We start from the raw sequence: 17,433 nt of genomic DNA on the forward strand, positions 1-17,433 counted from the left end.
AAGATTGCATGGAAGCAGCAGGACAAACAAAGCCTGCCAAAGGAGAGGACGACAGTGATTACGGTAATGATAGTGGAAGATGAGAAACCCATCCTTGATCTCATGAAGCATGTCATCGGACAAAACGATCACTACACGATCGTTGGAGCATTCACACATCCACTAGAGGCTCTCGCTTGTCTGCCCGATCTGTGCCCTGATGTGGCGTTCTTAGATGTAGAAATGCCAAAAATGAACGGACTTGAGCTAGGCTCTAAAATAAATGAGTTGTCTGAGCACACTAAAATTATTTTTACGACTGCCTATAAAGAGTACGCGTTGGATGCGTTTAAGGTGTACGCGTTTGACTATATTTTAAAACCGGTTACGCCTGCGGCCATTGAACGAGTTACAAATCGGTTAGTCAAACAGCTACAAATGACGGCCCCGATCAAACAACCTATGAAGAACGTTTCCATCCAATGCTTTGGTGGCTTGGACGTGCGCAATGCAGGAGGTGAGGTTGTTCGATGGCCAACGAGAAAGAGTGAGGAGCTGTTTGCCTACTTTCTCTGTCATCCCAAGGAGGATATCAGCAAGTGGCATCTGACTGATCTTTTATGGCCGGAGATGGACGAGAGCAGGGCCACGCATAACCTGCACAATACCATGTATCGACTGAAGAAAATCATGAAAGAGCAAGAACTCGGCATCGATATACAAAAAACGGGTGAAGGCTATCTATTTCACCCGATGGATCAGACGTACGATTTATTGGCATTCCAGCAATTCGATCTCTCTTCGTTAAAGGACAGCAAAAGCGCAGGAGGAGTCGAAAATTTGTGTGCAATGTACAAGGGGGCCCTTTTTGATCGCAAGGATTTCTTGTGGAAAGCCCCTCTGGAAGAACGGTACCGGAAAAAGTATACGGAGCTGGTGTGCAAACTGGTAGAGCTCGACATTGCCTCAAAGGAGTTACCAAGGGCTGCGCGCAGGCTGGAAGAGTACTTGGCGGTGTACCCTTTGCACGAGGAAATGAATGTCGCCTTGATGGAGATTTACGCAAGGGGCGAACAAAAACAGAAAATCGTCCAGCACTATGCCAAATTCGCTGATGCCTATCACCAAGAGTGGGACATGGAGCCGCCGAGGGAAATAAGCGAGTGGGTATCCCGCGTGGCTGGACAGTGACAATGATGCAGGCAGATATCATTTCGACCACAGATCATGTGAGAAGTTTGGGAGAAGTTATTGCTATCATTCCTAGAAAAAGGAAGAAGGCGAGTTTCATGCAATTCACCATTATATCTGTGGGAAAAATCAAAAATGATATCTTGCCGCGAGTGGAAGCATACAGTAAACGCTTGGCTGTCTATTGCAGAATGGACATTGTTGAAATTCCAGAAGAAGCCCGAATGGAAACGATGAGTAGTGCTGAGATCGAACAAGTGAGGCAGTCGGAAGGACAAAAAATTCTCGCGCAAGTCAAACAAGAGCAGCATGTCATCGCCCTCACTGGAGAAGGAGAACTATGGACGCCAAAGCGACTATCTGTGCAAATTGAAGATTTGTCGATGGAGGGCCGAAAAGAGATTCTCTTTGTCATTGGCGGTTCACTTGGCTTATCAGAGGAAGTCTTGGTCAGAGCAAATGATCGGCTGGCACTCCCGAAGAAAGCATATCCGCATCAGTTGACGCGTTTAGTCGTGTTGGAACGCTTGTACAGAGCGCTACGAATCAGCCTGGGAGAGCCGTTGCGGTAGTCCAGTTCAACGGCAAAAGGAGTCTCGAAACCATGAGACTCCTTTTTTCTTTATACGTAAAAACATTGTGAGATTTTTGTGAGGGGGAAATGGTACTCTTAAAACGAAAAGATCGTACATCTTCGGGCTCTGTAAGGGAAGGGGATACATTTTTGGATCGAAGAAAATTTCTGATGCCTGCCGGGATTGGTTTGGTTTTTTTGCTTTCCATAGCGGTATTTATCGGGATCTATATACAAACCTTCCCTAGTCGGGACATGCCCATGGCGAAGCGGGGAGTACTCGATTTGTCGAGCTGGGATTTTCAAAGACAAGGCTTGGTCAATTTAGATGGAGAATGGGAGATATATCCTGGAAAATTGCTTTCGCCTGAAGATTTTCGACGAGGGCAACATGCAAATCCCTCGTATCTGGTCGTGCCTGGAACGTGGAAGGGAGACAGTCTCATCGATAGTATCGACCGGAAAGGCGCTGTAACCTATCGATTACAAGTAAAGCTCCCAGAAGACGGGCAAATATATGGGTTAAAAACAAAGAGCATTCGGATGTCCCACCGATTATATGTAAATGGAAACGAAGAAGGTGCGAGCGGACAGCCAGCCGTAGAGAGTGAATCCCATCAGCCAGGGAATACACCGTATACTGTGTTTTTTTCCGCGGTTGACAAGGACCTGGAGATTGTCATTCAAGTGGCGAATTTCATGTTTTTCACCGGGGGGATTGCGAGCTCGATTCAACTGGGCTTGGATGGGGATATTGCCATTCTAAACAGCACCTTGCTCGGAACAGATATTGCCTTTGTCGTAACACTAGGGATCATGGCTGCCTACCATCTCAGCTTTTATTTTCTCCGCATGAGGGATAAAACCTATTTGTTCAGCGGCAGCTATATGATTGTTCTTGGTATTTATCACATGGTTTTTGGTGAAAAGGTACTGTTGCAGCTTTTCCCTTCGATTCCTTTCGTTGTTGCTTACAAGGCACAGGATGCATCCCTGTTCGCAAGCTCGATCTTGCTCGCCCTATTTTTCTGCTCCATCGATACGAGGGTTCTTTCCCGCAACTGGCTGGTGAAGCTGACAGCGCCTATTTTTCTCTACATCCTTGTCATACTCGTCTTGCCCTACTCCTTTTATACGAATCTGAAAGGGCCTCTCTTGATTTATGTGCAAATCTTTCATTTCTTCATATTGGGTAGGCTGCTTTATTTATCTAGCAAGAGTCAAAGGGATTCGTCGGACCGAAAAGAAATGCTGCTTTTCGTTGGTGCGAGTATTTCCTTGTCGGTCAGTCTCATTGATGGTCTTTTATACGCAGAAAACATCGTACCCACTGATCTTGCGGGAAAAATCGGCATCCTGTATTTCATTACCTTCATCAACATTCTTTTGGCAGTGCGATTCACGAATGCCTATGAAAAGACAGAAATTCTTTCTCATCAATTGAAGATTTCCAATCAGATCAAAGATGAATTTCTGACGCATACTTCGCATGAGATGAAGACACCGCTGCACGGGATTATCAATATCACGTCCCATTTACTAGAGGATGAGAATCATGCGTTGTCTTCCAAACAAAGACAAAATCTTTGGCTTGTCAAGGATACATCGATCAAGCTGTCTATGCTGGTTGGTGATTTACTCGATGTTACTCGCCTGAAACATGGGGAGCTGCGCCTCCATTTATCAATTGTGGATATCAAGGTCATCACCCAAATTGTCTTTGACGTACTGCAATTCGAATTGCTGGGGAAAGATGTCCGACTGGAAAATCAGGTCCCCGCTAACATTTGGGTGTATGCAGATGAGAATCGGCTTCGTCAAATTATGTATAATCTCGTACACAATGCCATCAAGCATACGAATGTAGGCTCGATTCAGGTAACGGCGGGCGTGGTGGAGGGACAGGTTCGTATTTCTGTTGAGGACACGGGGATAGGAATTTCACCAGATAAGCATGAAGTCATTTTTGATTATTTTGAGCAGGTCGATGAGCTATTGCCACAGGATGGATATACAGGCATGGGGGTAGGCTTATACATCAATCGCAAGCTGGTTGAACTCATGGGAGGAGAAATTTGGGTAGAGAGCTCGGAGCTTGGCAAAGGCACCCGTATGACCTTTACGCTGGCGACGGGGCATCAGCAGATGGTCACGCAGGAGCTCGCCGCAACGGCTCAGGAGAGGCATCGGGAGGCCAGTGAACAGATTCCTCTTAACATTTTGGATGTTCACCAATACACCATCATGATTGTCGATGACGAGGCATCCAACATTCACACCTTGCTGAACATCCTTTCCAAGCATCGCTATAATGTCATTTCGGCCTTTTCGGCAAAAGAAGCCATGAAGAAAATCAAGGAGCATCCACAACCTGATCTCGTCATTCTGGATGTGATGATGCCAGGAGTATCGGGGATTGAGCTGTGCCAGCTGTTGCGAACACAGTATTCGATTCTTGACCTGCCGATCTTGTTTGCATCTGTCAGAGATACCCCTCAAGACATTGCACTCGGCTATCGAGCAGGGGCGAACGACTATGTGACCAAACCGTTTGATGCGGAGACACTCATTGCCCGCGTGCAGACACTGATCTCGATGAAGACCTCCATTCAGGAGGCAATTCGCAATGAACATGCGTTTCACCAGGCTCAAATCAAGCCACACTTTCTCTACAACGCTTTAAGCAGTGTCATTTCTTTCTGTTATACCGATGGAGAAAAGGCAGCGTATCTCATCACCATGCTCAGCCAATATTTGCGCTATATTTTGGATATGGATCGAACGACGCTGTTCGTTCCGTTATTTCGGGAAATGGAGCTCATCCATGCTTATGTAGAGATTGAAAAGGCTCGTTTTGGGGAAGGCTTCGATTTTGTGTGTCACGTAGATGATGGAATTCTTGACAAAGAGATTCCTTCCTTAAGCATCCAACCGTTCGTAGAGAATGCGATCCGACATGGATTGTTCGAAAAGGATGAAAAAGGTCACGTGACGCTTACAATTGTGGACGGAGGTCATTACATCAAGGTCATGATTGAAGACGATGGGGTCGGTATTGCAGATGATCTCCTGTATCAAATGTCAAAAGGCGAGAATCAAAAAGGAAGCATCGGCATCCAAAACATCTGCAGACGATTGGATACCATTCCTGGTGCTACGTTGAGTATCACCTCTGAAATGGGAAAAGGGACCAAAGTCGTTATGTATATTCCTACTCCTGAGGGGATGCATGCTACAATAGCGTAGTATAGAAGGAAAAGGAGGCGAGAACGTTGAGACTTGCAGGAAAACAAGTGGTTTGCTTCGTCGAAAGTGAATTTGAGGATCTCGAGCTCTGGTATCCAGTGATGAGACTGCGAGAGGAAGGCGCTACCGTCCATTTCGTTGGCCCCAAGGCGAATCACGTCTACATAGGGAAATACGGTGTACCGTGTGAGGCTGACAAAGCGATGGCAGAGGTCAATCCTGCCGACTATGCAGGAGTACTCGTTCCAGGAGGGTGGGCACCTGACAAGTTGCGCCGCTATCCGGAAGTGCTGTCGTTTGTGGTTGCGATGCACGAGGCGAAAAAACCGATTGGGCATATTTGCCATGCGGGTTGGGTGCTTGCTTCCGCAAAAATTTTGCGTGGGGTAACCACGACATCGACGCCAGGCATTAAAGATGATATGGAGAATGCAGGCGCGATTTGGGTAGATGAAGAGGTCGTGGTAGACGGTCACATTGTGGGTTCCCGTAGACCACCTGATTTGCCTGCGTATGCCAAAGCGTTTGCTGATTTGCTGGCACAACAATAGGAAAAGAAGGAATAAAGGGCTTGCTCGAAATACTGAGTAAGCCCCTTTTTGACGTTGATAGAGGTTTTGTTACGAATTGGAGTCATTGCGTTTCTTCCACGGCGGATCGCCCAGCTCGTGAATCTTGTTATTGATTTTAAAAAAAAGATAGGGAATCAAAAACGCCAAGACCGTCCCTGTGAAGGTCAAATACGGAGGGACTACGCCTAAAAATTTGAACATGGGATCACCTGTTGTTTTGGCGTTCGGTACGGTTGATCGCACCGATATTGCGTAAATAGACTTTTGCTTGAATGGTTATCTCACTTTTTTCATACAGACGCTGCCCTGTTTCCCAGTCCTGCCGAATCTTTTTCCATAGCGAGAAATGATGCTGCTTCAGATAGCTGCCAAGCTTGATGACATCCACTTTCATCTGCTTATGGACCTTCCTGATGGTGTCATTACTCATTCGCTCAATTTCTTCGGCAAACACTTTTTCAAGCTTCTCCATTGCCGTGTTATTTAAGGAATCCATTATGGCGTAAGACTCGGCCAATGTGCCTTCACATTCGATTTCTATCGTGAATTTCATGTGCTGCCGATCGCGTAAATCTGCTTTAATACTATGCTTGATTCCTTGGATGTTCATTGAGACAAGGTTGTTTTTAAACTTACCTTTTACCATCCCTCCGCTAACTTTTCCCGTGAGAAAATTCAGTCCCTCCGTCTCTTCTTCCCCGAGAAAACCTATCATCTGATTGTCATGGGTAAAAACAGCGGCGCCTGCTAATTTTACCTCCTGCTCTTCAGGTCTGATGCGCGGAACCACAAAACTGTACGGACTGAGAAGCTCCTCGTGGACATCGCCCAATCGGACCTCTGGAAGCATGCGGGAATTTTTATTAACGTTTTCTCCAATCGAGTTGACGTAAATAGCGGGCAGCTTCTCTGTTTTCGGTTTGACTTCCAGTACTTCTTTGGCAGGACCATTTGAGATAAATACCTTGCTGCTTCGTCTGGAATCTGGATCACGCAGATAGAAATCCAGTGCTCTGGCAAAACCGTTTTTCGTACGGGCGACGTCTTCGGAGACGATCAGGATTTTCATATGCTGATAAAACGGAGTTCTGCTGGTCCGAGTAGCCAATTCGCGGGAAATCTCGAAAAGAGAATCCCCCTCGGATATGAGGTTGTGGTAAGCCTCATTGGCTGTGTTTTGACCACCACCACCGCTTCCTTGGCCGCCGGAGATCAATCCACCGGGGACGACGAATTGATGTGTGACGAGAAAGCGTTCTTTTACTTGAGGTTTGTCTGGAGCTTCTTGTTTGGCTTGCTGCTCAGCTTCTTTTGTACGAGGTTTATCAATCGCTACACCTACCACAAATCCGCGTTCCTCAATTTGAACCTGATCCCAGCATCCAGCTAGCAGTGTGGAAAGAAGCAAGCAGATGCTACAGACAATGAGTCGTCTATTCATTGCTTTTGACACCTCGCAAAACGGCGATTACGAGCAGCAATATGGGACATAAATAGACGACAACGATCCCGAAATAGGTGACACTGTCAGCGAACGTAAAGAAGTCGACCAGGTTTTGTGGAAGCATCGCGACAAAATAAATGATGGGAGAGAGGATCAGGACCCACACGGTTTTGTGCACATTAAAAAACATAGACGACAAGTTCAGCACCGTAATATCGAGCCACATTGCACAAGTGTTGAAGATCGTCATGATCCAGATGGTAAAGAAGATGGATTCCACCCGTTCAAAAAAGCCCCCAGGGATTTCTACCTCTTTTGCCAGCTCAATGGTTGGATAGGTCAAATTCGTTGCAACGTCAGCAGAGAATACACCGATGACGAACATGTAGATGGTCATGTAGAGCAGAATAGGGATCGAAAGACCTAACGTAACAGCCCGTGTACCTTCTTGGGGATTTTTCATCAGCATGGTATAGAAAAGAATGATTTCAAAGCCGGAATAAGACAGCCCGACATCTTTGGAACCTGCCAAGAGAGAGCGCCAGTCCGAAGAGAAGAAGGGACGTATATTTTCGACCTCAAATAACTGAGTCGTAAAAAGCAAGACAATGAACATGACGACAAGAACCACAGGCAAAAACAGCAGGTTGAGCCGCAGCATGGCAATACGTGATCCAACCACGGAATATTGAACGATCAAGAGAAAGGAGAGCGTGATCATTTCCACCGGAGTGTTGTAGAACAGGTATTGCTTGGCGATGTTTCCGATTGCCCTGATTTCAAACGAGACAAATAGCATCGTGTAAATACAGACGAGAGAGGTCAAGATGTAGGCGATCGGTTTGCTCGCAATGATCGAGCTGTATTCAAAGAAGGTTTTTCTCGGAAACCGAGCCGCTAGCTTGGCAAGCAGCCAGCCAATCAGGCACGCACAAAGACCGCTGATCACGACGGAAATCCATCCATCGAATGCTCCGGTTGCCTTGGCTAAAGAGCGGGGAAAAGTCAGGATGCCGACGCCGATTGTGACTGAGGCAATGTTAATCCCCATATGATTTTTGCTGATCATTTTCTCCGCCAAGGTTTGTGCACTCACTTACGACCCTCCTGTATTCATTCGGTTTTCATCTTTTGTGTGAAGGGCATCTGGTCGGGTTTTCAAAAAGGTAACAGGTGCGCGCAAAATCATATCTTTCCAATCCCTCGGCATATGTGGAGCAAGAGGCGCCAAATAAGGGTACCCGATGCTGGTCAGATTGGATAAATGAATCATGATGGCAATCAAGCTTAACACCACGCCATAAATACCAAAAATGGCTGCCATAAGCATGGCGAAAAAACGAATCATTCGAAAGGCGATGGCAAGGTGATAAGAAGGGATGGCAAAAGAAGCGATAGCAGTGAGGGCGACGACGATGACCATGACAGGACTGACGATGCCCGCAGAAACCGCTGCGTCACCGATGACGAGACCGCCGACGATGCCGATGGTCTGGCCGATCGGTTTCGGTAAGCGTATTCCGGCTTCCTGCAACAGCTCCATCGTCGTCACCATCATGATCGCTTCTACGAAGGCCGGAAACGGAACTCCATCACGTGTGGCGGCAATCGAGAAGGCGAGATCAGACGGGATCAAGCCAGGGTGAAAGGTGACGAGAGCGATATAGAAAGCGGGCGAATAGACGGCCAGAAAAGCTGCCAAATACCGCAACAGCCTAGCTAATGAACCGACAATCCAACGCTCGTAGTAATCCTCTGGTGAATGCAGGAGCAAGCCAATCGTCACAGGCAAAATGAGTACCATGGGAGTGCTGTCCACCAATATCGCAATGCGCCCTTGAAACAATGCTCCACTGACTTTGTCGGGACGCTCCGTATTATGAATCTGCGGAAAAGGCGACAGAAAATCATCCTCAATCCATTGCTCGATAAAACCGGACTCTTCTATCTCGTCAACATCGATCGTAGAGATTCTCCGTCTCACTTCATCCAGTAGTTCTGGATCAACGATGTTTTCAATGTAGGCGATGATCACATCTGTTCGGCTGCGTCTGCCTATGATGGACCCTTCAAAGCGCAAGTTCGGGTCTTTGATACGTCTGCGTATATGAACAGTGTTGTCCCGGATACTCTCCGTAAAGCCGTCCCGCGGACCTCGAACCAAGCCTTCGGAGACCGGCTCCTCAATGGAGCGAGTTTTCCATCCCTTGCTGTCGACAATAATGACTTCGGTCGATCCATCCACAAAAATGGCTGTATCCCCGGAAAGAATGCCTTCGAGTATTTTTGTCAAATCCGTTGCTTTCGATATTTCAACGACAGAAAGGACTTCTTCATAAAGCATCCGGACAATCTCATCTGGTTCAGTCGGTACTACTTTGGAAGCAGTCGAGATCATCAACTGGATTTGTCCGAGGACTTGCGTATCCAGCATGTCGCAGTTCGCCAATCCATCAATGGCAATAACGGCACAGGAATGTTTGGTGTTGCCGATCGTAAAGGAACGAATTAATAAATCGTGTGGGCTGCCCAGCACGGTCTTGAACGTCTCCATGTTTTGCGTCAAACTGGTCGATAGCGTAAGCGTAGGATCATTTCGCTGCTGCAAACGCTGTGCGATAAGAGAGGGAGTTTTCTTTTGGCGACGCTGGGACAAAAATCTGCGCATCATTTGAAGTTCCTCCCGTTCAGAATGCGAATATCATGTTAGTGCGATTTTTTCCAGATGAGAGGAAAATTATGCGGAAGAATAGGCGAATGCTAAATCTTTCATAGTTTTAAATTGAACTCATCTGTGACCTATGTTACATTCGGCATGGTAGAATAGAGTGTAGGAAATAAGGAAGTTCATGAACAGGAATTAGTAGAGAGAGTAGGAAAGATGGAGAAGGGTGGAATAGAAGTGCTTGACAGTCAAGTATTGATCCGGGAAACGGACTTTTCCCGACTAGCACATACATGGGAAGAACTCGCGGAAGTCATGAAATCGCAGGGAGACGAAACTACGCCTCACAAGCTCATTCAACTGGCAGCGAAAACAAAGCGCGCTGAGCTGAATATTGCGTTTTGCGGACATTTTTCCGCTGGAAAATCAACGATGATTAACACGCTTCTGGGTGTCAATTTGCTACCGTCCAATCCGATTCCGACCAGTGCGAATGTTGTTAAGATTCGCGGCGGAGAAAAAGCGGCTCGCGTCTTCACCCTGAACAGCGGAGTCCTTACATTTGATCCAGATACGGAGATGGAGAAGCTCAAGCAGTTTGCTGTTGACGGAGATACGGTAGAATCCGTAGAGGTTTCCTATCCGGGAACATTCCTTGACGAATACGCCAGCTTGCTCGATACACCGGGCATTGACTCCACGGATGCGGCACACAAAATCGCTACGGAGTCTGCGCTGCATTTGGCTGACGTCGTCATTTACATGATGGATTATAACCATGTTCAAGCCGAAGAGAACTTCAACTTTACGAAGACGTTGAAGGACCGTGGCAAGCCAGTCTATCTGGTTGTGAACATGATCGATAAACATATTGATTTCGAATTGGATTTTGATAGCTATAAGGAAAGCGTCGAGGAGGCATTCGCGACCTGGAACATCCATCCGGATGGTATTTTTTACACGTCGCTTGCCGAACCAGATCATTCTGAGAACATGTATGAGGAATTCAAGGGCATGCTTGCGCAGTTGATTGCTGATCGTGAAAAGCTGGTTGGCACGAGCGTTCGCAGTGCTGCCGAGCATTTGATCGATGAACATATCCAAGTAGTAAGAACAAGCCAGGCAGATCAACGCCAGCAGTGGGAAGCCCAGCTGGATGGTCTGGAAGTAGAAGGCATCGACAGTCGTAATGCAGCGGCTGTGCAGGTAGCGCTTGAGCAGGAGGAAGCGACAGCAGCGGCTCTAGAACAGCGTGCCGAGGATGCCCGAATGCAGATGGAAAAAGAGCTGAGTGTACTTTTGGACAATGCTCGTTTGACTTATTTCAGCACGAATGAAGCAGCACGAAGCTATTTGGAGAGCCGCAAACCGGGCTTCAAGGTTGGGTTGTTGTTTGCAGGCAAGAAGACAGAGGAAGAACGCGCACGTCGCGAAGAAGCCCTTCTCGTCGAGTTCCGCGAAAAAGTGGCGGGAAATCTCGACTTCCATTTCAAAGAATGGCTCGGCAAGCAGCCGCAAGTGTTTGATTTGCGGAGCGAAGAATATCACGCCAGCGTTCACGCGACCAAGATCGAGATTACGGGCGAGTTCCTGAGCAAGCACATTAAAGAGGGTGCTGCCTCGAGTGAGTACGTTCTGAACTACTGTGCGGATATTTCCAGCGGGATGAAGCTGGAGTACAGACGCGTGGGTCTCTCCTTTATTGCACAAGTGGTTGAGATGATCAAGGAGCAGGTGCGTGTAGAAAGTGCAGCTCAAGGCGAGCGCCTTGGCGTATTGCGTGAAATGGCTGCGCTGCATCAAAAGCTGGCAGGACTGGCAGCGAGAGAAGAAGAAACCAAGGGTCGTCTGTTGGCGATTATGCGTGGAGGAGAACAAGTAGCATGAATCAACTACGAGACAAACTAATTGCGGCAGCAGAGCGTCTGCGGCGCGCAAGTGAAGAAGTCGTTACCGTACCAGGAATGCAAGCACAGGCACAAGCGATGCTGGATCGAGCAGATCGCCTGACAGCCAATCGTTTTACTGTCGCACTGTTTGGTGCATTCAGTGCAGGGAAATCGTCTTTTGCGAACGCCTTGATGGGCGATCTCGTGCTGCCAGTGTCACCGAACCCGACAACAGCAGCGATCAACAAAATCATGCCGCCTACGGATACACACCCGCATGGCACTGTTCGTGTCGTCATGAAAGAGCGTGAAGCCATTGAGCAGGACGTGATCCGTTCCCTTGCTGTCTTTGGTATGATCGCTACTGATCTCGAAGGGGCACTGGCAGAGCTGGGCAAGATCGATGTCGCCCAAATCCCTCCGACGGCAAAACCGCATTACACCTTTTTGAAAGCTGTTACAAAGGGGTTGCCAGAGATGTCGGCTCATCTGGGCGGCGAGCTGCTGGTTGATATGCAAGCGTTCAAAGGGTTTGTGGCAAAGGAAGAAAAAGCTTGTTTCGCAGAGTACATCGAGCTGTTCTATTCTTGTCCACTAACCGATCAGGGTATTGTTCTGGTAGATACCCCTGGTGCTGACTCCATTAACGCACGTCACACAGGTGTGGCGTTCGAATACATGAAAAACGCGGATGCGGTCCTGTTCGTGACGTATTACAACCATGCCTTTGCACAGGCTGACCGCGAATTTTTGCTGCAAATGGGGCGCGTCAAGGATACGTTTGAAATGGACAAAATGTTCTTTATCGTCAATGCTTGTGACCTCGCAGCGAATGAAGAAGAATTGCAGGGTGTTCTTACCCACGTAGAGAAAAACCTCCTCTCGTGCGGCATTCGCCTCCCACGTATTTATCCAGTGTCCAGCCAGACTGCTCTGTTGGCACGGATGCATGAAAAAGGCAAGCTGGCAGCTTCTGCGGAGAAAGTATACCGCCAACGCACGAATACGGCTGAAGGCGAGCCGCTGATGCCGGCAGATGAAGCATTCAAATTCTCGGGAATGGCTTCGTTTGAAGCAGAGTTCCTCCGCTTTACGATTGAAGAGCTGACGCAAATTGCGGTGAATGCTGCAATCGGTGAAATCCGTCGCGCCCACGATACCTTGGCAGAATTCATGCGTATGGCACAGTCCGGAGAAGACGAGCGTCAATTGCGCAAAGAAGCAGCAAGCACAGCCAAGACACAGGCTCTATCAGCTGTTGAGGCACTGTCTACCACTTCGTTCGAGCGTGACTTGGCAAAAGAGCGCGAGGAGCTGCTTTACTACGTTCGCCAGCGCTTGTTCTTCCGATTCAACGAATTGTTCAATCTCGCTTTTAACCCGGCTGTCATCAAGGAAGATGGACGCAACATGAAGCAAGCACTGCAAGGATGCTTGACTGATCTTCTGCGTTCGATCAGCTACGATTTGGCGCAGGAACTGAGAGCGACTACCCTTCGTTTGGAGAAATTCACGAACAAGCAGGGGACATCACTTGTTGCAGCGTGGCAAAAGGATGCACAAGGCTACGCAGCAGGGTTGACCTTGGCACCATATCAGCAGCGTCAGGTGGAAACACTGTCCTTTGCTAACGAACTGCCAGTAGCCGAATCTGCATTTGCATCAGCGATTTCCTTGTTCAAGAACACCAAAGACTTTTTCGAGCAGGATGGCAAAGCGAAAATGCGTGAAGAACTGGAAAAGCGCATGCAAGAACCAGTGAGCGGGTATGTAGAAATCGGAAACAAGCAGCTGGATGAGCAGTTTTCTACGCTGTTCCAAGAGCTGGTGGCGCATGAGCGCAATCGCGTCATCGACCAGATCAACGAGTATTTCACAGGTCTGTTTGCAGCACTTGAGATGAACATTGATCTCGACGAGCTGGCGGCAAAAGTGAGTCGTGTAGCGGCTGAGCTGGCGTAGTCGGAACATAATAGCGAAAAGGGCAGTCCCCAAGTCTTGTACAGACCAGGGATTGCCCTTTTTTCAGGTATCTATCATACTACCCGCAGCAAAATATGTTCGAATCCGTCTTCGTCTTCCTCGGGCTGAAAAATAACAGTCCACGTCAATGTCTCATCAAAAATGTACATATCGATAGTGAAGCGCCCATAGTTTTCCAGCAGATATTTTGCGTCCATCTTCATTACTTTGTCTCGTATCATCTCTTTTCCGAACGTACTAAAACCTTCCCAAAAAACGAGTACCTCACCTTTTTCAAGCAAAAACGTTTCCGCTTCATTTTCGGACATACCCTCTCTGACGATACCTTTATCGTTGTTATTGAATCTCGCTAAGTCCCAGAGGCAACCTTGGTACTGTGTGATATATCGGTTATATACAAATCGGCGAAAGCTACAGCTTTCTACATCGTAAAATATGGAAATATATCGTTCTTTTAATGACTTTGAAAAGTCTTTCTCTAAAGATGGAATCGTACGTGTATTCACGACATCAGGACTATACTGAACTGGCCGATAGAAAAATTCTTGTGTATCACCATTTTTTTTGGTCTCTTTGGAAGAAAATCCATAGCTCATTTCTTCGATATAATTTGTCCTAGCAAACATATCTAGTTCGTACTGCAATTGACTCTTGTGAAGCTTGGCAAATTCTCCTGCTGGTATCGTTTTCACATAGCACCCATCTGGAATGTGTTCAATATGACTCACTCTTTTCCCGATGATCGTGCCATCTGAATCCCACATCTCAAATATTTTTTCTGGCTCAAGTACATGCTCGATCCCCGTAAGCCGAGGATTGTAAAATTGTGCGTAATCATCGTCGTGAGAATCGAAATTCAAATCCTCTAGGACGCCAATGACGATCACCTCATCGAGTTTACATATTTCCAGCCTCATGGTTCCTCCTGTGGTGTTGCATGATTCGATTTAAAATGAACGCGTTGTAAATTTTTATAGTTTGAAACTTAGCATATGGTTGAATATATGTAAAATATTGTTTTTTATAAAAATAAGGAGTTCGATAAAATCATGCCGCGGTGGAAGCAATGTCCTTTGCTGACGAACTGCAAGTAGCCGAATCTTCATTTGCATCAGCGATTTGCTTGTTCACGAACACCAAAGGCTTTTTGGAGCAGGATGGCAAAGTGAAAATACGTGAGGAGCTGGAGAAGCACATGCAAGAATGAGTGAGCGCAATCGCGTCATCGACCAGATCAACGAGATTTCACAGGTCTGTTTGCAGCTTCTTGAAATGAACGTCAATCTCGACGAGTTGGCTGCAAAAGTGAGTCGTGTGGCGGCTGAGCTGGAATAGTTCCGATTTGGTGGGAAAATGAAAAGGACAGTTCCCGGTCTCGTAAAGACGAGGGGACTGCCCTTTTTCGGTTGTTAGGTGGCTCATGTCATATGATTAATATGTGTAGGAGCTACCAAATTGTATATCATTTCCGATTCTCCCATTCCTCCCGCAAAATCCCCATCTTAATCGCATCGAAATATTCACCGCGTACAATCCTTGCTTTGCGCACCCGCGCTTCTTCCACCATTCCCATGTGAGCAGCCAGCTTGATCATCCGTTCGTTGCCGGACCACGTACCAATGCCTAAACGGACAGTATCCATGTGGGTAAACAAGTAATCGATCCACATCCGAAAGGCTTCCCGGCCATAACCATTCTGCCAATAGCGGGAGTCATAAATAACGATTCCGATTTCGCACCAGTTCGTCTCCTCAGATACCCAGTAGCGACCGACACTGCCCTTTAGCTCGCCGTCAATCTCAATCATCAGTTCGGTTCTTGGTGCACCTGTCCCAACGAGAGCAAGAGACTCCTGATGGCGTGGGAGGTCGCGATATTCTTCTTTTGTGTACGGATCAAGCGGTTTGTAGGGGCCATTCCAATTGAGATGTTCACGATCCTCTGCTTCGTACTTCCAATAGTAGATGGTATCCAAATCTTCAGCTCGAATATCTCGCAGAACGACCTTTTCTCCTTGCAAATGAATACGCATGACTTGTTCTCCTTTCGTGTGGGTGAATCTGGTACAATCATTGTAAAAGAGAACTGCTCCTATACACAGTGACAGTTTAAGAGAGTTAGATGGGGACAGATTGGAGGGCCGCTGATGGAGTACATGCCGATCATGGATGCACAGAGCAAAGATCCTCTGTATCAACAGCTATACAAGCAATTGAGCAAACGGATTGCATCAGGAGAGATACCGTCCGGAACCATCGATCCGTCAGTTGATGAAAGCGAGCGGAGTCGGAAAAAATACGATTGAGGCAGCCTATCAGCAACTGCTCGCAGAAGGCTACATCGTGAGCCGGGAGCGGAGCGGCTTTTTTGCTGCCGAGATCGAGAGATGGTCAGAGCCAGTGGATCAGGATGAGGAGATTGCCTTGTATTCGTCCATCTTGAAAAAGAAAAAAGGGGAGCATCTCACCTGTCGCTACAACTTTCATGGCTCTGTCATCGATACGAAGTCCTTTCCTTACGCTGCATGGCGTTCTTGCATGCTGGAAGCGCTGGATATCTATCCGGAGGACTTTTCTTTTTATGGGGATGATCAAGGAGAGTGGGAGCTCCGAGAAGAGCTCAGTACATATTTGCGCAGAGCACGTACGCTCATTTGTCGGCCTGAGCAAATCATCATCGGCACCGGATTACAGCAGGCTCTCAGCTTTTTATGTTTGCTCTTGGCAGATCAGCATCGTGTGGTTGCCATCGAGGAGCCTGGCTATGCAGATGCACGGATCGTCTTTTCCCATCACGGCTATGAGGTCGTGCCCATCCCGCTAGCGGAAGAGGGCCTGTCCATTGAAGCTTTGGAGAAAAGCAAAGCAACGGTCGTGTACACGACGCCTGCCCATCAATTTCCGTATGGGATGGTGATGCCAGTCGGTCAGCGTCAGCAATTGCTGCAATGGGCAAAGAGAAAGAACGGAATCATCATCGAAAATGATTACGATGGCGAATTCCGCTACAATGTTCACCCTACGCCATCTTTGCAAGGGATGGATCGGGACGGATGTGTTGTTTATATCGGCAATTTTTCCAAAGCATTTTCTCCAGCACTTCGCTTGGATTATACGGTACTTCCGAGGCAGTTGCTCGGGCGATATTTGGAAGCATTCCAGGCGTATCCTTCTCCGGTTTCCCGCCATTTGCAACGAAGTATGCAGTTGTTCATGCAAAAAGGATATTGGGAAAAGCATGTCCGAAAAATGCGCACCGTCTATCACCGCAAGCACGATGCACTGCTTCGGGCGATACAGACCTACATGCCCCGGGAAGTCCGAGTTTTGGGACAGTCAGCAGGGCTGCATATTTTGCTCGAGGTAAATACTTCCCGAACGGAGAAGGAGCTGATCGACCTGGCGCGTGCGGCCGATGTTCGCGTTTATCCGAGCGGCCATAATTGGGCCAATGATTCGACAAATGCACGACCGCGAATCATCGTTGGATTTGGCGGAGTGGAGGAACAAGACATTGCGGTAGGAATCGGTCGTTTGGTAGAAGCTTGGTTTTCATTATGATCTGCGCTTTTGCCTAATCTTCTCGTTCTTATCCTTGTCATCCCCTTCTTCTTCCTCTGATTCTTTCTTTTCGATCTTTTGCTCATGGAATTCAACTGGCGTTTGCCCGAACACGCGATCTAGCGGAGTGTAGTAATGCTCAACTGGTTTCTTTTGCACAAAAAAGCGGTAGCAAGCGATCCCGAGCATGCCAAAAATCAAAAGGGATACGCCAATAATCAAGCCGGACATCATCATCATCTGTTTTTTTGTCCCTCCTTATTTTTGAGGTTATCGATGATTTACGATGGGGGCCTCAAATAGTTTCAACAGAAAAAAGCAGCCTATGGC

The 17,433-nt window shown here is 47.5% G+C and carries 17 protein-coding genes; 10 read left to right on the forward strand and 7 right to left on the reverse strand.

Annotated features, from left to right (window positions below; genetic code table 11):
* Nucleotides 1-54: 54 nt before the first annotated feature.
* The 4 genes from HPY27_RS23550 to HPY27_RS23565 all read left to right on the forward strand — a co-directional run bounded on the left by HPY27_RS23550 (nucleotide 55) and on the right by HPY27_RS23565 (nucleotide 5,541).
* A complete protein-coding gene (locus HPY27_RS23550; protein ID WP_174226105.1) occupies nucleotides 55-1,170 on the forward strand; it encodes a response regulator in 1,116 nt (371 codons plus the stop codon).
* Nucleotides 1,171-1,268: 98 nt separating this feature from the next.
* Nucleotides 1,269-1,742, forward strand: a complete 474-nt coding sequence (locus HPY27_RS23555) for a 23S rRNA (pseudouridine(1915)-N(3))-methyltransferase RlmH (RefSeq protein WP_026043254.1) — start codon at nucleotides 1,269-1,271, stop codon at nucleotides 1,740-1,742.
* Nucleotides 1,743-1,894: 152 nt separating this feature from the next.
* Nucleotides 1,895-4,990, forward strand: coding sequence for an ATP-binding protein (locus HPY27_RS23560; protein WP_483296519.1), 3,096 nt, complete (start codon nucleotides 1,895-1,897; stop codon nucleotides 4,988-4,990).
* Between the two features lie 26 nt (nucleotides 4,991-5,016).
* Nucleotides 5,017-5,541, forward strand: a complete 525-nt coding sequence (locus HPY27_RS23565) for a type 1 glutamine amidotransferase domain-containing protein (protein ID WP_017250689.1) — start codon at nucleotides 5,017-5,019, stop codon at nucleotides 5,539-5,541.
* A gap of 69 nt (nucleotides 5,542-5,610) precedes the next feature.
* Here the strand turns inward: HPY27_RS23565 and HPY27_RS23570 are convergent, their stop codons facing one another.
* Genes HPY27_RS23570 through HPY27_RS23585 form a run of 4 tightly spaced genes read right to left on the reverse strand, consistent with a single transcriptional unit; the run spans nucleotide 5,611 to nucleotide 9,677 of the window.
* Nucleotides 5,611-5,763 carry a hypothetical protein gene (locus HPY27_RS23570; RefSeq protein ID WP_167403199.1) on the reverse strand — a complete coding sequence of 51 codons (153 nt, stop codon included), beginning with the start codon at nucleotides 5,761-5,763 and terminating at the stop codon, nucleotides 5,611-5,613.
* Between the two features lie 4 nt (nucleotides 5,764-5,767).
* A complete protein-coding gene (locus HPY27_RS23575) occupies nucleotides 5,768-7,003 on the reverse strand; it encodes a Ger(x)C family spore germination protein (protein WP_017250687.1) in 1,236 nt (411 codons plus the stop codon).
* Nucleotides 6,996-8,102 carry a GerAB/ArcD/ProY family transporter gene (locus HPY27_RS23580; protein ID WP_173623947.1) on the reverse strand — a complete coding sequence of 369 codons (1,107 nt, stop codon included), beginning with the start codon at nucleotides 8,100-8,102 and terminating at the stop codon, nucleotides 6,996-6,998. Before HPY27_RS23580 ends, HPY27_RS23575 begins: the two co-directional genes overlap by 8 nt.
* Nucleotides 8,103-9,677, reverse strand: a complete 1,575-nt coding sequence (locus HPY27_RS23585; protein ID WP_173623946.1) for a spore germination protein — start codon at nucleotides 9,675-9,677, stop codon at nucleotides 8,103-8,105.
* A gap of 210 nt (nucleotides 9,678-9,887) precedes the next feature.
* Between HPY27_RS23585 and HPY27_RS23590 the strand changes: the two genes are divergently transcribed.
* On the forward strand, nucleotides 9,888-11,558 hold the full coding sequence (locus tag HPY27_RS23590) for a dynamin family protein (RefSeq protein WP_106834136.1): 1,671 nt from the start codon (nucleotides 9,888-9,890) through the stop codon (nucleotides 11,556-11,558).
* Entirely contained in the window at nucleotides 11,555-13,522 is a 1,968-nt protein-coding gene (locus HPY27_RS23595; protein WP_174226107.1) for a dynamin family protein, read from the forward strand. The genes HPY27_RS23590 and HPY27_RS23595 overlap by 4 nt, the downstream gene beginning before the upstream one ends.
* Before the next feature lie 74 nt (nucleotides 13,523-13,596).
* Here HPY27_RS23595 and HPY27_RS23600 read toward each other — a convergent pair whose 3' ends face one another.
* On the reverse strand, nucleotides 13,597-14,460 hold the full coding sequence (locus HPY27_RS23600) for a hypothetical protein (RefSeq protein WP_174226108.1): 864 nt from the start codon (nucleotides 14,458-14,460) through the stop codon (nucleotides 13,597-13,599).
* 149 nt (nucleotides 14,461-14,609) lie between these two features.
* On the opposite strand from HPY27_RS23600, the gene HPY27_RS23605 reads away from it, so the two are divergent.
* Entirely contained in the window at nucleotides 14,610-14,750 is a 141-nt protein-coding gene (locus HPY27_RS23605) for a hypothetical protein (RefSeq protein WP_174226109.1), read from the forward strand.
* On the forward strand, nucleotides 14,747-14,878 hold the full coding sequence (locus tag HPY27_RS30405; protein ID WP_017250682.1) for a hypothetical protein: 132 nt from the start codon (nucleotides 14,747-14,749) through the stop codon (nucleotides 14,876-14,878). Before HPY27_RS23605 ends, HPY27_RS30405 begins: the two co-directional genes overlap by 4 nt.
* A gap of 127 nt (nucleotides 14,879-15,005) precedes the next feature.
* On the opposite strand, the gene HPY27_RS23610 is transcribed toward HPY27_RS30405, so the two are convergent.
* A complete protein-coding gene (locus tag HPY27_RS23610) occupies nucleotides 15,006-15,575 on the reverse strand; it encodes a GNAT family N-acetyltransferase (RefSeq protein WP_069847938.1) in 570 nt (189 codons plus the stop codon).
* 114 nt (nucleotides 15,576-15,689) lie between these two features.
* Here HPY27_RS23610 and HPY27_RS30215 point away from each other — a divergent pair, with 114 nt between their 5' ends.
* Both HPY27_RS30215 and pdxR read left to right on the forward strand, forming a co-directional pair.
* Nucleotides 15,690-15,848: a hypothetical protein gene (locus tag HPY27_RS30215; protein ID WP_254612972.1), complete on the forward strand. Its 159-nt coding sequence runs from the start codon at nucleotides 15,690-15,692 to the stop codon at nucleotides 15,846-15,848.
* Entirely contained in the window at nucleotides 15,814-17,103 is a 1,290-nt protein-coding gene (pdxR, locus tag HPY27_RS23615) for a MocR-like pyridoxine biosynthesis transcription factor PdxR (protein ID WP_254612973.1), read from the forward strand. Before HPY27_RS30215 ends, pdxR begins: the two co-directional genes overlap by 35 nt.
* Here the strand turns inward: pdxR and HPY27_RS23620 are convergent.
* Nucleotides 17,098-17,343 (reverse strand): DUF3951 domain-containing protein, encoded by a 246-nt coding sequence (locus tag HPY27_RS23620; RefSeq protein ID WP_173623939.1) that lies wholly within the window; start codon nucleotides 17,341-17,343, stop codon nucleotides 17,098-17,100. The two genes, pdxR and HPY27_RS23620, sit on opposite strands and share 6 nt — an antisense overlap.
* Nucleotides 17,344-17,433: the final 90 nt, after the last annotated feature.

It is taken from the genome of Brevibacillus sp. HB1.1 (genome assembly GCF_013332445.1).
Classification (GTDB): domain Bacteria; phylum Bacillota; class Bacilli; order Brevibacillales; family Brevibacillaceae; genus Brevibacillus; species Brevibacillus porteri.